This is a genomic window from Enterovibrio qingdaonensis, from assembly GCF_028683135.1.
GTDB classification, from domain to species: domain Bacteria; phylum Pseudomonadota; class Gammaproteobacteria; order Enterobacterales; family Vibrionaceae; genus Enterovibrio; species Enterovibrio qingdaonensis.
Map to the genome: position 1 here is coordinate 64,689 of NZ_JAJUBB010000022.1, position 15,180 is coordinate 79,868.

At 46.6% G+C, this 15,180-nt stretch carries 12 protein-coding genes; 3 read left to right on the forward strand and 9 right to left on the reverse strand.

All coding sequences use genetic code 11. The features are described 5' to 3' along the window. Nucleotides 1-20: 20 nt before the first annotated feature. Together LRP49_RS21355 and LRP49_RS21360 are read right to left on the reverse strand one after the other, a co-directional pair. Nucleotides 21-641 (reverse strand): chemotaxis protein, encoded by a 621-nt coding sequence (locus LRP49_RS21355; RefSeq protein WP_274144806.1) that lies wholly within the window; start codon nucleotides 639-641, stop codon nucleotides 21-23. Between the two features lie 106 nt (nucleotides 642-747). Next, nucleotides 748-1,482: a flagellar brake protein gene (locus LRP49_RS21360; RefSeq protein ID WP_274144808.1), complete on the reverse strand. Its 735-nt coding sequence runs from the start codon at nucleotides 1,480-1,482 to the stop codon at nucleotides 748-750. A 353-nt stretch (nucleotides 1,483-1,835) separates the two neighbouring features. Between LRP49_RS21360 and LRP49_RS21365 the strand changes: the two genes are divergently transcribed. Together LRP49_RS21365 and LRP49_RS21370 are read left to right on the forward strand one after the other, a co-directional pair. After that, a complete protein-coding gene (locus tag LRP49_RS21365; RefSeq protein ID WP_274144810.1) occupies nucleotides 1,836-2,327 on the forward strand; it encodes a hypothetical protein in 492 nt (163 codons plus the stop codon). Nucleotides 2,328-2,399: 72 nt separating this feature from the next. Continuing rightward, nucleotides 2,400-3,860 (forward strand): HD domain-containing phosphohydrolase, encoded by a 1,461-nt coding sequence (locus tag LRP49_RS21370; RefSeq protein WP_274144812.1) that lies wholly within the window; start codon nucleotides 2,400-2,402, stop codon nucleotides 3,858-3,860. Nucleotides 3,861-4,272: 412 nt separating this feature from the next. Here the strand turns inward: LRP49_RS21370 and hflC are convergent, their stop codons facing one another. The 5 genes from hflC to helD all read right to left on the reverse strand — a co-directional run bounded on the left by hflC (nucleotide 4,273) and on the right by helD (nucleotide 11,228). Continuing rightward, nucleotides 4,273-5,271 carry a protease modulator HflC gene (hflC, locus tag LRP49_RS21375; protein WP_274144813.1) on the reverse strand — a complete coding sequence of 333 codons (999 nt, stop codon included), beginning with the start codon at nucleotides 5,269-5,271 and terminating at the stop codon, nucleotides 4,273-4,275. Further along, complete coding sequence (hflK, locus tag LRP49_RS21380) at nucleotides 5,268-6,320, reverse strand: FtsH protease activity modulator HflK (protein ID WP_274144815.1); 1,053 nt, start codon at nucleotides 6,318-6,320, stop codon at nucleotides 5,268-5,270. Before hflK ends, hflC begins: the two co-directional genes overlap by 4 nt. A 66-nt stretch (nucleotides 6,321-6,386) precedes the next feature. Continuing rightward, a complete protein-coding gene (locus LRP49_RS21385; RefSeq protein WP_274144816.1) occupies nucleotides 6,387-7,445 on the reverse strand; it encodes an alanine/ornithine racemase family PLP-dependent enzyme in 1,059 nt (352 codons plus the stop codon). Then, entirely contained in the window at nucleotides 7,442-8,620 is a 1,179-nt protein-coding gene (locus tag LRP49_RS21390; protein ID WP_274144818.1) for an N-acetyltransferase DgcN family protein, read from the reverse strand. Before LRP49_RS21390 ends, LRP49_RS21385 begins: the two co-directional genes overlap by 4 nt. 526 nt (nucleotides 8,621-9,146) lie before the next feature. Then, nucleotides 9,147-11,228, reverse strand: a complete 2,082-nt coding sequence (helD, locus tag LRP49_RS21395; protein WP_274144819.1) for a DNA helicase IV — start codon at nucleotides 11,226-11,228, stop codon at nucleotides 9,147-9,149. A 199-nt stretch (nucleotides 11,229-11,427) separates the two neighbouring features. On the opposite strand from helD, the gene yccS reads away from it, so the two are divergent. Next, a complete protein-coding gene (gene yccS, locus LRP49_RS21400; protein WP_274144821.1) occupies nucleotides 11,428-13,602 on the forward strand; it encodes a YccS family putative transporter in 2,175 nt (724 codons plus the stop codon). Between the two features lie 84 nt (nucleotides 13,603-13,686). Here the strand turns inward: yccS and LRP49_RS21405 are convergent, their stop codons facing one another. Continuing rightward, nucleotides 13,687-14,163, reverse strand: a complete 477-nt coding sequence (locus LRP49_RS21405) for a Dps family protein (protein WP_274144822.1) — start codon at nucleotides 14,161-14,163, stop codon at nucleotides 13,687-13,689. A gap of 124 nt (nucleotides 14,164-14,287) precedes the next feature. Further along, a complete protein-coding gene (locus tag LRP49_RS21410) occupies nucleotides 14,288-15,031 on the reverse strand; it encodes a glycerophosphoryl diester phosphodiesterase (protein WP_274144823.1) in 744 nt (247 codons plus the stop codon). Between the last annotated feature and the right edge of the window lie 149 nt (nucleotides 15,032-15,180).

The window sequence follows — 15,180 nt, forward strand, 5'->3', positions numbered from 1 at the left end:
AATATTCCTGTTAGTCATAATCAATAGACATCGTCAGCGAGGTCAAAACATAGGGACCTAGATACCATAATGTGTCGCTGAATTTTGTCTGCGGCTTCAGATACATTGTCTGCAACTACATTGAGTCCATCTTCATACTCTTTTCCAGACTGGGATGCTTCCACACGAGACATTGCGGAGAGCACTGATGCGGTCTTAATTTCTCTTGAAAGGCTTTCTAATAATTCAGAAAGTTTGTCTACTTCACGGTAAAACTGACGCGTGATTTTCGAATGGTCATCTTGCATTTTCTTTAACGGTACGAGAATGCTGCTCACATACTCACAGTCTTCTACCGACTTTGCAGCCGCGGAATAGTATTCAATGGTTCGTTCCAAACGTTCAAGATTGGTCGCGAGCTCACTGATAGTCACCGCCTTCATATTAATGATGTCCGACGTCTTGACCGTACTGTCTGCCAACATATCGATGAAGTCAGTAATAGCACGAAACCCTGCGGCACCTTGACCTGCTCTTAAGGCTAAGGCTCGGGCATTACTCGCCGTTAGTGAAATATTATTGGCAATCTCCCTTGCCTTGAAAAGTTCCGCAGCCACAACGGCGGCTGTTACAAAGTCGCTGTCAGAGGTGAATTCTGTCATGCTGATAGATTCTTTTTAATGAAACCAACATCGTTACGTGTCATGACGTCAGTTATTATGAATAAAAACAAATCCGAATCTTTAACTTCACAGACTCAAATTCACGCTATACCTCTCTCTTGGGACTCTTAAACACATATTTTGTACCGTCATAGATCAGTACAGACAGCAAGCGTCGGCAGTTAGCCTTACCCGGCTCATCAAACACCATCCCATAGGTTTGTTTCCCGCGTTTTTTTCGCCCATTCTTGACTGCCCCACTCAGCGCATAAGTATCACCGTTTGCGCTGTTTACCACTTCTAAAACAATGCGTTGGTCAACATCAAACTCTGGTGATATGGCATCGAAACTAAATCCACATCCCCCAGATGACACGTCCGTTAGCACGACACGCAGTTTTCTGTTTGTTAACTGAATATCACCCGGTAATCGCAACTCATATCGAATTTCGTTACGAAGTAAGACCAATTTCGCCTGCTGTGGAACGGGGAATACCAACAATTGAACGGGACGATATATAACGTGCTCTATGCGGGTACGAAATTTAATAAGTGCGCCTTCGCCCTGCTCTGAGATCCCCTCAATGTCAACGTTGAACCCTTCCATAAAGAATTCTTCGTAGTCCCCTTTCGACAACTTAGGCATGGTGAAGAAGATGTGTTGCTGGTCATCAAACCCAATGAAATTGGCTTTAAAATGGAGGCGTTGTCCCAACGGCGTAACAATATCTAGCGATGCTTCGGTACCATGCTGAATGAAGTCCATGGCTTGCAGGCCCATGACAACACGTTCTTTTTGCTTCGCCGGCGGCTTCTTTACTTGTGCAGAATTTGTATTCATTTAACGCCCTCGCCGGTAATGCAGAATAAAAATCGCAGGTGGGATGATTCATCACCGCGATCGATGCGTTGGATTTTTGTCTGCTTTTTTTACACTTAGAATGTGAGAAAACGCATCTAAACCTAGTTTTCGCATTAATAACGTATAGGCAAAAGATGACATTATTTCAATGTGATATGGTGATAAAACTCATAGTTTTCATTGAATGTTAGTCACTTTTCGGGCACCGCTAGGTGCATCAAATTATCGACCATTTAATGAGTTAACTGTTAAATATGTCAGCACATAGTCACTTTTAAGCATCAATGACTACAATCTAAAAGACCAGTCTATGAATTTGTTGAGATGGTCACGTGAAGAATCGATGTCAGTATGCTTACGTTTTCTTGCTCTTACTCCTCAGTGCTCAATCTTCTGCATTTGCTGAAGAAAGCATAAATAATGCCCTCTCACCAACGAGCAAAATTAAGCAAAACCTTTCTATTCTGGGGCTCACCGAATCGTGGACATCAACAGATGGTGTAGAGCGGCAATCTGTTGAAAAAGGGACGATATACCTAAACAACGAATATTATTTCGCCATTTTATCTTTGGAGTGGAAGAACGAAACCACATTACAAGCGTCCGTCATGGATAGCCTTGCGCTATGCACCAAATTGGGAATCGCGGTTACCGGAAATCACTCATCACCGACATTTAAAGCGTTTGGTTCTTTAACCAAAGAAGCTCTCCGTCAACCAGATGCGCGAGCAACAAACAACATTACACCTTACGAATACCATGTCGTCATCTCAAATCAGTCTGCAACACAAACCTTGCTTGAGTGCGGCGTCAAACGGTTGTGAAAATTTGAAATATACTAACGACATCCATGGTCTTATTTTTAAGACATCCTTTACCTATAGGCAATGGCCATCATGAATGAGCTCGCTGAAAATCGTCTTCGTTTTACGCCAACCCGTGGTGTACTTCATTACGCTATCGGCGTCATCATTTTTACACTCTACGGTGCAAGGGTTTGCCCCTTTCTCGATACACTCCCACCCACTGTCTTGTTCATCCAAACCGCGACCCTTTTTATCGTTCTGTTTTTTATCAGGCAACTTAATCATGCCGCTAAACACAAAGAAATGAGCCTCACATCCAGCATTGGCTTCTTTACGTTCGCCGGTATCTGTCTCGCAGCTTGGTATAATGCTCTTTACAGTTTTCCCCTCGACAGTAACTTAAAAGTCATTTTTGGCTTTACGTTGCTCGGCATCGTAATCAGTCTCGATCTTTCTATCTCGAGCCTTCGCCACGAAGCCCCAAAAACGTCAGACACACTCATTAAACCAGAGAACGTCGTCCCTCTTGCTAAACAAGCAGGGTTAGGTGCGATGCTGCTCGTCATCATGGTGACGGTTTTATTAGGGCTGGTGGTGACAAAAGATTTGCTCTGGCTTGTAGAGCACACCGAGCACAAACCCGCTATCGCAGACATAGACAGCATTTTGAAGGAGTTCGTGTACGTTTCATTTATTGTGCTGGCGTATATCGCCGTTATCACACAAAACGGTATTGCGTTAATCCACCAGCAATTGCAGAAACAAATTCAATCCATGACGCTGGCATCAAACGGTGACTTTAGTGGTCAGCTTCCATCAAACCACACTGGTGAACTCGGCGTGGTCGCCTATTACACCAACGTCATGCTTCGCGAACTTCAAACAAGCTATGACGAAATCAATAAAGCTCGTGATGCAACGATTATCGGCTTGTCCACGCTCGCTGAAGTTAGAGACAATGAGACGGGAGCCCATATTCTTCGCACCCAATGTTACGTCAAAGCTCTCGCCGAGCAGCTGCGAAAAACACCCAAATACGCAGACTACTTGTCCGATGCGACCATCGACCTTCTTTACAAATCTGCCCCTTTGCATGATGTCGGTAAGGTGGGTATCCCAGATGCCATATTGCTCAAACCCGGCAAGCTCACTGACGACGAATTTGAAATCATGAAAATGCACGCCCAGCTTGGAGCCGATGCCCTCTCCATCACTGAGAAAAACGCAGACGGCATCGCATTTCTTCGCTTTGCCAAAGAAATCGCCGCAACACACCATGAAAAGTGGGACGGTTCGGGCTATCCGCAAGGGTTGGTTGGCGAAGATATCCCATTGTCAGGTCGCTTGATGGCGTTAGCGGATGTTTACGATGCGCTCATTTCGAAACGCGTCTATAAACCCGCCTTTAGCCACGAAAAAGCTAAAAGCATAATATTGGAAGGCAATGGTACCCATTTTGACCCTGCCGTCGTGGAAGCGTTTTTGGTCTGCGAGAAAGAGTTTACTGAAATCGCAGACAGATACCGTGATAGAGAGTCGCACGCCGCTTGATTGGTTCTTCCTCGCACTGCGTCGAATGCATACTGACTATACGCTATGCGTGTTTCTGGCTCGATTCTGCCCCAAAGTGAGCCAGCATCATTTTTGATGAGGTATTTAAAAGTCTCCTATTCACTCTACTTTTTATAATCCGAACACTTACTTTTCCGCTTTTGGGACACACAGCATATGCCACCTTCGGTGTTCGTAGCTTTTGCCTGCAGCCTCATCAACACTGATGAGAGAGGCGCGGGATTTAGTCACGAATGTCGTATCCTTTTTGGCTATCAATACGATTCAACACACTGTGGCCAGTACGTCATTTCACATTCGATGAAGCAGTATGAGACTGCGTCGATATCACAATGAAACTGACTAATTTATGATTTTCTAAAAGCGTCTGTCCGTATTTCCCTTTCCACTGTTAATCTTCTGATTGATTGGTATCTTGCTGCGGCGAAAGTTTCTCAAAGCCATTCAGAAGCCTAAACAAAGCCCCATCTGTCGAGAGAATGACTGACGTATTGTCGGAAAAAACAGTGTCGTATGACCTTAATGTTCTAATGAACTCGAAAAACTCAACCGCCTCATCACTTTGATTGTATGCCCGTGAGTATATCTCGGCGGCTTTGGCGTCCGCTGCCCCTCTGATCTCTTCCACTTCTCGATAAGCTTCAGACTGAATTTTATCCAACTCTCTCACTCTGTCACCGCGAATTCTTGCTGACTCGCCGTTGCCTTCAGATAAAAAACGTTCAGCGATCTGGCGACGTTCACTGATCATGCGTTCATAGATTTTTGGACGGACACTTTCATTGTAATTAATACGTTTGAAGCGGATATCAAGCAGCTCAATGCCAAATACCTGTATTTTTTGGGCTGCCGAGGTAAAGATCTCTTCTTCAACCCGTTTCCTTCCCTTGTAAATAGGCACAAGAGTGCCAATTTTTATCGTCTCTTCCATGTTGCCTATTAACCCATCTCGCACTGGCACTCTGTCTTTCGTTGTGCGGATCACCTCTATCAATTCATGTTTTGCAATCGCATTTCTGGTTTCGCTGCCGAGTATGTCATCGAGCCTCGACTGGGCACTGCGCTCATCTCTGAGGCGAAGATAGTACTGCAGCGGGTCGACGATTTTCCATCGGGCAAATAATTCAACAGAGATATAAAGCTTATCTTTTGTTGGCATATCAGAAGGGGCGCCATCCCACTCCAGCACCCGTTTTTCAACCACATTGACTTTCTGTATAAATGGCACCTTGATGTTTAGCCCAGGCGTCACCACTGGCGAACCGACGGGTTTACCAAACTGCGTAATGATCACTTGATCCACTTCATCCACCGTGTAGAGCGCACTGTATAACACCAACGTCACGACAGAGATAAGGGCACTCACCACCCCAATGGTTTTGAATTTCATTGTCCTTCTCCCTGTCCGTCTTTAATGTTGAGTAGCGGCAGAATAGATTCCAAATTATTATCAATGATGATTTTGCTATCAATTTTTGGCAGTACAGACTGCATAGTTTCGATATAAACTCTTCTTTTGGTGACCGCAGGCGCTTTCAGATATTCCGCATAAAGCGCGTTGAATCGAGAAACGTCACCTTCTGCTTCGTTAATTCGTTTTAACCGATAACCATCGGCTTGCCGGATCTGTTGGTCTTTTTCGCCCAGAGCAAGGGGAATGATTTTGTTGTAATCCCTGCGCGCTTCATTGATTAGCTTTTCTTTTTCTTGCTTAGCCTGATTCACTTCATTAAAAGAAGCCTGAACAGGAACTGGCGGGTTAATGTTTTTCAATTGCACTTGGTCGATACTAAAGCCCATCTCATATTTTCTGGATAGCTCCTGCATTTTGATCAGTGCTTCTGATTCAATGTCCTGTCTACCAACAGTGATGACTTCATCAACCGTTCTATCACCAACGACCTCGCGCATCACCGATTCAGAGACATAACGTAACGTTGCGCTCGGTTGCCGCACTTCAAACAGATACTTAACGGGGTCTGAGATGCGATATTGCACAACCCATTCGACCAAAGCGGCATTCAGATCGCCCGTCACCATTTGCGTTTCTCTCACTTGGTCGAAGAGCCGGGTGCTTTGGTATGGGTCATTCGCCTCTGGCGTTGAAAACCCGAACTCTTGTTTGAGCTGACGTTTGACCGGGACAATTTCGACCGAGTCAATGCCAAGGGGAAGTTTGAAATGCAGACCGGGTAACACAATATGTACGTATTCCCCAAACCGTTGAATGACGCCAACTGAATCGCTGGGCACCGTATATATGGCACTTTTTATTAGTAACGCCACAAGTAAAATAACAATAATAATGAAGAAGTTAGACGGGTTTCCACCCGGCAGTATTTTTTTAAAATCTCGAATGTTTTTAATTATTTCACCGAGATTGGGAGGCGACTTATTACCACCCCAAGGGTTATTGGACAATTGATTATTGTTAGGCATTTTTTGACCCTCCATTCAGTAACTTGAATCAGTGCTGTTAGCCTAAAGACCATATGTTGGTGTGTGTTAAGCGTAAACCTTCGTAATGTAAGGCGATGTCATGGCAGAAAGGAGAGCAGCATAATCCAGAGAAAATGCTACCTCTTCTCCCACGCTCAAGGAATTATCGGCGGTTTCTACAATAAGATGGTCGCTGCTGGCATCTTGTAGCTTGATTCCTTTTGGCGGTGTGAGCCCTTGTGGGTAAACATCTTGTCGGCCAATGGCGAGTATTGCCTGATTGACCTCTCCGCGATCATGATATTTTTTGTATTCGCCAAAGGCATTTTTGCGTATTTCTCCCCAAGGTAGAGAGGGTTTTCGATTCACCTCAATGACTTCGGCATAGAGTGTGAAAACATCCTCATACAAATCCAGTACCCTTGTTTGCGCGAGCGTTTCTCTTCCAAGGAAAATAGCTTCTCCAAGCCTCAAGTGATTAACCCGACTGGCTTTGTGCTCTCCCATTGCCCAGAGAAGATTCGCTGAGTTTCCACCAGAAACGATTGGGAGTGAAACAGAAAAAATGGCTTCCATGGCCTTTGCCAACTCAGAGAGGCGTGACATTTTTGCATTGTCCGGCGAAACACCATGCCGACACGTTAAATTTGCGCCGATCCCTTCAAGCGTAATATTGGGCTGGCTCAGGGTATATCTCATCACCTTTTCCAGCAGATTGGGCATGACCCCTTCGCGTAAGTCCCCCAATTCAACCATGATGATCACGCCATGGGATCGCCTTGTCCTTTCTGCCGCCAGCGACAAGGCATGTATCGCCGCTATCTCCGTATTCACGCTAATTTCACAGTGTTCGACGACCCGCTCGACCTGACTTAACATTGGCGTACGGGTAAGCAGAATGGGCACATGAATATCTGCTTTACGCAGTCTTTCAATGTTCTCGATGCGGGAGTCCGCTAACGTCGTTGCTCCGGCCTCAAGAAAAAGGTTCGCCAAACAAGGGTCCCCTTGAGTCATTTTCATCACTGGCGTGACGGCTATACCAAGCAAAGAGAGCCTTTCAATCAAGCATTGTGCGTTGTGCTTGAGTTTTTTGCAGTCTATTACTAACCGCGGCGAGATCATGGCGTGATAACGGGAAGCTGCTTATTTAGCTCAGGGAAACGATTGAAGACCATCTGGCATAAACGTTCAGGAGGCAGAGAGAGAGCATCTGTCACCGGCAGCTCAAACGCCTTGTTGTACTCTTTGATCGTTTCAGCAATTTCTTGTGAGGTCATTCCTTCATGATTTAGCGTGATACCCAGCACCGGAACGTCAGCAAAAAGTTCAATGAGGTCGATTTCTGATTGAACCGAAGGCATCGGCATGTTTTCAAAATCACTTCGTTGATGCCGTTTCGGAGCATGTTGCAAAATCACACCATTTGGTGCACAGCCCCGCAGAATCGCAGCACTCGTGGTAAAGGCTGGATGACTGAGTGCACCTTGCCCTTCAATAATAATGATGTCAGGTTGCTCCGCGTCATAAGCACTCACAATGAGTGATTCAAGTTCACCAGCACAAAATTGGGAAGGAATGGCATCCATCACAACACCATAGCGTGCACCTTGCATGATGCCGGTTTGTCCTGTCGCAATGAGCACGACATTCAGACCGCGTTCCCGTAAAGCACTGACTAACAGTGTCGCTGTGGTGCGTTTGCCGATCGCACAGTCAGTGCCTGCCACAAGGATTCGAGGGCAGCCAACCCGATGAATGATCCCGCTAAACGTTTGTAAGTCTTTCTTCGCATGAGGTTTTCGAATATCAAGAATGGTGACGTTGAGGGTGTCGGAAGCAGACATAAAAACAGGGTCATCATTTAGAAACTCATGCAAACCGTTCACAATATTCATACCTAGTCGCATTGCATAAAGGATGAGTGATTTCTCAGACTCTGAATACATACCACTTGATGGTGCCAAACCGAAAATGAAGTAATCGGGGATGCCGCCGGCATTGTCAATTGCGTCCTTCAAACTGGCACAAACTGGAATACCGTTGCACTCGCCATCGAGCACATAGCCAGAATCTAATCCCGACTTCTCACTATCGATGACAGAAAGAATACGAAAGTTTGGAGAGTGTCGAATAAGACCATTCGCGGTTTTTCCATCAATTTCTCCAAAGTTCGCTTCGCAGTAAACAATGGCCGTTGGCAATGTTTCGTAACCTGATTGGATCAAGTACAGTTTTGAAAACTGTTTTACCAATTGCACGTCAAGTGTGGGAGTCTCGAAGGAGGATAACGTAGACATAATGAACCTAGCTGGATATAGGCTTAGGGGGCGACGAGTTCAGGCCGATGCGTCATTTCGGGAGGGTACAAGAGGTCCCCACTAAGCAATGGGGGAATAAATAAGATAGCACACATGTTTAACAGTGTGGCTCTTGGCTGAGATAAGTTAACCATATCTCACTAGCAAGACGTAGTCGGAAGTGGCAGGTAACTTATTGCGTTTGGTATTACCCTTGGCTGGGAAATTGGAGGCAATTCAGGCATTGGCTGTTTCGGTGCGAGGAGTATTACTGCAGTAGTTTAGCGAGACAAACAATTTCCATTCATTGTCACTATCGATGTTGGTCAAACAGATGCTTCAATGGATAAACGAAATCTGTCAATAGCCGAAATTGGTAAATCGATTTTTGACCTCTTCTCTGATAGCACGCAGGCATAGGATTTCGGCCTATCAGCCCTACTAATGAAACTCCAAGGTTTCCAAAAATGAAATTTATCCGAAGTCAACAGCTTTGAGCACTCCTCCAACTCACTTTTGTCCAAAACTAAGACTCAGCCAACACCTTTCGCGATAACTTCGATACCACGGGGTAGTCTCTCGCCAGTTCAATAACGAACACCGACGGTTTTTCGGGGTGACAGCAAACCCAGCATGCCTTGCGCGCTCGGGTTAAAGCAACGTAGAACAGTCGACGTTCTTCTGCATGCTCAAAGGTGTCATCACTTGAAAGCAAGGCAGCCTCAAGGCCTTCATCTCTGCGCTTTGCAGGGAATACGCCGTCATTCACGCCCACAATAAAGCAATAATCCGCCTCAAGCCCTTTGCTCGCATGGGCGGTCACATAGGAGAGTTGTAGCGAAGGCCATGCGTTTTGCCACGTTGAAAATGACTCAGGTTTATTAGCATGGTTTCGGCCGATAAACATCACACTCGCTGACTTGTCACCCACCTCTTTCGCGACTTTTTCCAGTTGGGTTTGGATCTCGTCTTCGCTGATAAGCGACACGGCTTTTTTCTTTTGCTGTTTAACGCTGTTTAGCGGTTTCTCTAACTGAGCAGGGTTGGCCTGAATAAAGGCATTAGCAACTGCACCTATTTGGGCGTTAAAACGGTAAGTGGTATCTAAATAGCCAATCACGCCTTTCGGGTATCGCTGGAGAAACTCCGTGGTCAGTCGAATATCTGCGCCCGCAAATTGGTAGATTGCTTGCCAATCATCCCCTACCGCAAACAGCGCAGGCGCGCGGTCGCGTTTACCACCGCACAATGCATCAAGCAATGCCATACGCGACGGTGAGATGTCTTGATATTCATCGACCATAACATGATCGTACGTTGCGCCAAATGTGACTGATTTTTTTGAAAGCAGCTTCGTTGCTTCGCGAATCAACCCTTCAAAGTCATAAGATTTAGAGTCTGATAGCGTATCCTGATAATGTTTCACCAACGGCCAGACGAGTGCCAACTCGCTTTCTGCTTTGGCGTCACCCTTAACTGCCTTTTTAAAATGAGTTAGCGAAGATTTTTGTTGATTCAATAAATCAAGATGTCGCCATAACCCTCTGTGTAATCGTGGCTCGTGGGCTTGTTCTGCCAAAGGTCTGTCTAACGACAGCCCTGAAATTGGCCACTGCTCTAGATGTTTTAACCAGCGTTTTTCGGTCGCGGGGACAGAAAGGTTTTCTGCAAGCCAAAGCGTCATCCAACTCATTTTGGCTTCTTCATCAGTCGCCAGTGGTGAGATCACAGGGTTGTTGCCAGAAACCTCTTTGACGACACGCATTGCGAAGCTGTGGAAGGTCGACACGTCAACACTGCCTAGCTGGGCGCGGGTCAGTCTCGATTTCATTTCTTCGCTGGCTTTTTTACCAAATGCCAGCATGAGAATACGATCAGCTTGGGTGGCCTTGCTCTGCACTAAGTACTGGGCTCTTGCCATGATCACGCTGGTTTTACCGGACCCTGCACCGGCCAACAATAAGTTGTGGTTGTCATCCATTAACACGGCTTCACGCTGCGACGGATTGAGTGGCGAAGACTCTATGCCATCAAACCACGTTGACCAACGCTCCAGCTCCTCGTGTTTCCAGACATCATTCCTTACCGCTTTTTTCGCATCCCCTTGCTGAAGCCATGCATAAAACGATTGGTACAGAGAAGGGTTTGTCGCAGCGATAACCTGTGGTGATACTTCACTCTCTGCGAGCAGCTTTTCCGCTTTCACTTTCCACGCAGACAAATCGTCGTCGCGCAAATAACCGGTGAAGGCATTGAGTTCTTGCGTCAGTTCTTTGAATACGGGTTCTACAAGGAAGAATTTACTCTGCTGTTTGGACAACCAGGCTTGATAAGCGTCCGTCAAATGCTCAGCAAATGCAGACAACTGCCGCCAAGGAAGCCCATGCACAGTGATGGATTTGGCGGGCTGATCAGAAGGAGAAACGATAAAAGTGACTTTACCCCACCATAATCCACGAGTGATCTGGCATTGACCATCCCAAATGGCAAAAGGAACGGTTTCGGTGAAATGCTTTGATTCAAAGACAAGGTTGAATTCTTCGAGTTTTACGCTGAAGCGGTCACCTTGCACCAGCCACTGAGCCAAGCGATTGGCACTGAGTATCATGTCGGTAAACTATTGTTGCGAGTCGAGTTGTCAGCATACCAAGTTCTGGCATTTTTCTCATGCACTACTGGATAAAACCCCAGCATAATCACTCAATTGACCGAATAAATTCAGAAATAGGGAACGATTTTGATCTCGCCCCTTGGAAGCCCCTTCCAATCTGCTATCTTACGGGCATCGGTTATCTCTCTATGCAGTCATGATTTCGAAACGCACTTCTCTCTCTTTTCGTGAATATTGGGCAAACAGCCGCATCAACTACAGTGTTCGTGTTTTTCTCGCATTGGTTGGCGTTGCCATTCCCTGTTGGTGGTTAGGGGCCTCAGAAGCCATTACCCCCCTCGTTCTTGGCGTTATTGCTTCGGCCTTAGCAGAAACAGATGACAACTTCTCAGGGCGCGTATCTGCCCTGCTTACCACTCTGTTCTGTTTTGCGATTGCCACGCTGTCTGTCGAATTGCTCTTCGACTACCCAATACTCTTCGTGCTTGGTTTAACCAGCTCCACATTTGGCTTCATTATGCTGGGAGCAATAGGGCCGCGTTATGCCAGTATTGCCTTCGCGTCATTGCTGATAGCCGTTTACACCATGTTAGGGGCACACCATTCTCCATCGATCTGGTATCAGCCCTCTCTGCTGCTTGCGGGTGCGGTCTGGTACGGTGCAATATCGCTGGTCTGGCTCTTGTTTTGGCCAATGCAGCCAGTTCAACAAAGCTTGGCGAATGTGTTTAAGACACTGTCTGGTTTTCTCGAACAAAAATCGAACATGTTCCACCCGAGCAAAGATTTGACCCCGCAGCCTTTTCGCCTTCGCAACGCAAAAGAGAATGCCGTTGTCGTCAATGCACTGAATGTAGCGAAAGCGACCCTGCTTAACCGCGTTCGTGGTGGCCGACTTAGCAGCGAGGGGCGCCAGTTCCTTAAGATCTATTTCCTCGCCCAGGATATTCATGAACGCGCCAGTTCATCGCACTATCGCTATCAAGAACTCGCGGCGGTCTTCTTCCACAGTGATGTGCTTTTCCGCCTTCAATATTTGATGAGGCTGCAAGCGAAAGCCTGTATGGAAGTCTCTCAATGCCTGACGCTCGCACAGCCCTATAAACACGGCGAAGAGAGCGTGAAGGCTCTGGACGAGCTTAATGAGTCGCTGCAGTTCATCAAAGCACAGGACAACCCCGAGTGGAAACCGCTGCAAGGTCAGTTAGATTATTTGTTCAGAAACCTTGCGACAGTCGAACGACAGTTAGCCAATATCAGCAACCCTGACGCAACGCAGACGGATGAAGACAAAGAGATTGCAGACCCTGATGCGCACGGCTTTCGCGACAAGGTTTCCCGTATTCGCGCGCAGTTGACCACCAAATCGTTGCTTTTCCGCCATGCAGTGCGCCTTAGTATTGCACTTGCGGCAGGTTATGGTGTGATTCAAGGCTTTGATTTGACGCGCGGCTACTGGATTTTGCTTACCATCTTGTTTGTCTGCCAATCAAACTATGCGATGACGCGAAGCAAGCTCACCGAGCGTATTACGGGTACGTTGGCAGGTTTGGTGATTGGCTTGCCCCTTCTCACCTTCTTCCCTGATTTAACAGGCCAATTGGTGTTGATGGTTTTATTTGGGGTGCTTTTCTTTGCCTTCCGAACCACGCACTACGCTACCGCGACGGCCTTTATCACCTTGCTGGTACTGATGTGTTTCAACCAACTGGGTGAAGGCTTCGCCGTGATACTGCCTCGCTTGGGCGACACGCTGGCAGGCTGTTTACTCTCAGTAGTTGCTGTACGCTACATTTTGCCAGATTGGCAGGCGCACCGCCTTCGCGGGATCATGAAGGATTCAGTGGCAGCGAACCGTGATTATTTAGGGCAGATTATTGGTCAGTACCGTATCGGAAAGCGCGATACCGTTGCATACCGTGTTGCCCGACGTGAAGCGCATAACAATGATGCTCAGCTAACTACTGCCATCAGTAACATGCTTGCAGAACCCGGTCGCTACCGCACTGCCATTGATGAGAGCTTCCGTTTCTTGTGCTTAAACCAAGCCATGTTGAGTTACATTTCAACCTTGGGTGCACACCGCATGCAAATGGATGATGACAGTATTCACGAATTGGTGTCGAAAGCGCACCGCGGTATTCATGAAGAATTAGACTGCCTAATTGAAAAGCTGTCAGGCACAAAAGTAGACGCAACGCCTTGCTTGAGCAGTGCGCTAGGCAAACACCTCGAACGATGGCGGGAAGAAGAGAGCAGCTCAGCGCGCATGGTGCTTCAACAACTGCACCTTATTCATCGGATTTTGCCAGAAATGCACTCACTCACAGATGCCTTGGCACAAAAGGCCCTGAAGAGCTCGAAGTCTTAGCTTTTTTGACGTCTTAGCTTTCTTCCTGCAAAAAACGAAAAAAGGGCTGTGTCATACACAGCCCTTTTTAATGAACAGTTTATTTTAGCCGTTTTCGCGCATGGCTCTTAGCATCCACGCGGTTTTCTCATGTTCACGCATTCTGTCAGACACCAAGGACGCCGAAGACTCATCATCCGCTTCTTGCGCCAGCTTCAATACATCTCGTGATGTACGTACCACTTGCTCATGACCACGCGTCAAGATGTCGATCATTTCATCGGCAGAAGGCACACCTTCTACTTCTTCAATCGCACTCAACGCTGCAAATGCTTTATACGTGCCAGGTGCTGCAACGCCCAACGTACGAATACGTTCAGCCACTTCATCAACCGCTAACGCAAGAGCATTGTATTGCTCTTCAAACATGACATGCAGTTCGCGGAATTGCTTGCCCGTCACATTCCAGTGGAAGTTGTGCGTTTGCAGATACAGAGTGTAAGAATCAGCCAGTAAGTGTTTTAGGCCTTCTGCAATGGCCAGTCTGTCTTTCTCAGCAATACCGATGTTTATTGAAGTCATTGTCATATCCCCTGCTATTTGGTTGGTAGGGTGTTTCCCCTTACCTTTTAAATACAGAATACGCAGATGACTCCAACAAGAAAAATCGTCCTACCGCATCATTACCATAGGTAATACCTATCAATTACAGCAAGGGGCGATACCGCGATGGAAATGACTGACCAATGTCGGTAAACACGCCATCAACACCCCAATTAAATAGCTGGTTGGCTCGGGACAGGTTGTTAACGGTGTAAACATTGACCATGAAGCCCTTTTCCTTCATTTCAATGACACGTTCTTTCGTCACGCTGATATCTTCTAAATGGATAGCCTCCGCGCCACACGCTTGAAGAATAGACAGCCAATCAGGGTGCAACGTATCTTTGTCGAATAGACAGGCAACCGCAGTGTCTGGGCTTCGACGCTTAAACTCCGCTAACACTAACGGATTGAAGCTAGAGACTAACAAGTCACAATCATCGTGGAGGTTTTCAAGACCTTTGACAACGCCATCAAGCAGCTTTTCAGTCATCACAAGCCCTGCGGTACAAGACTTAATTTCCACATTGATGTTGAGTTTGTGCTCGTTAACCAACGCGATAAGCTGGTCAAATGTAGGGATACGCTCGCCTATAAACGCATCGCCAAACCAGCTTCCTGCGTCAATATCGTCAAGGTCTTCCATGGTGAGATCGTAGAGGCTACCTGTTCTGTTTGTGCATCTGTCGAGGGTGTCGTCATGGCTGACAACAATGGTGCCGTCCGCAAGAACGTCGACATCACATTCAATCCAATTCAGGCCGTGTTCTTTAACCAGAGAGAAAGCCGCAAGTGTGTTTTCTGGAGCCAGTGAGGACATGCCTCTATGTGCAAATAACGTCTTCATTGTTCTACTTTTCCGCCAACTGAACGTCCAATATACACTGACACTTCCGAAGTGAATGTCTCTTTTCGCAATATTTTGGCACAGCTAATAATTTTATTAACAATGCCCCTTTACTTTGTCAGCAAAAGAAAAAGGCACTGCGATTACAG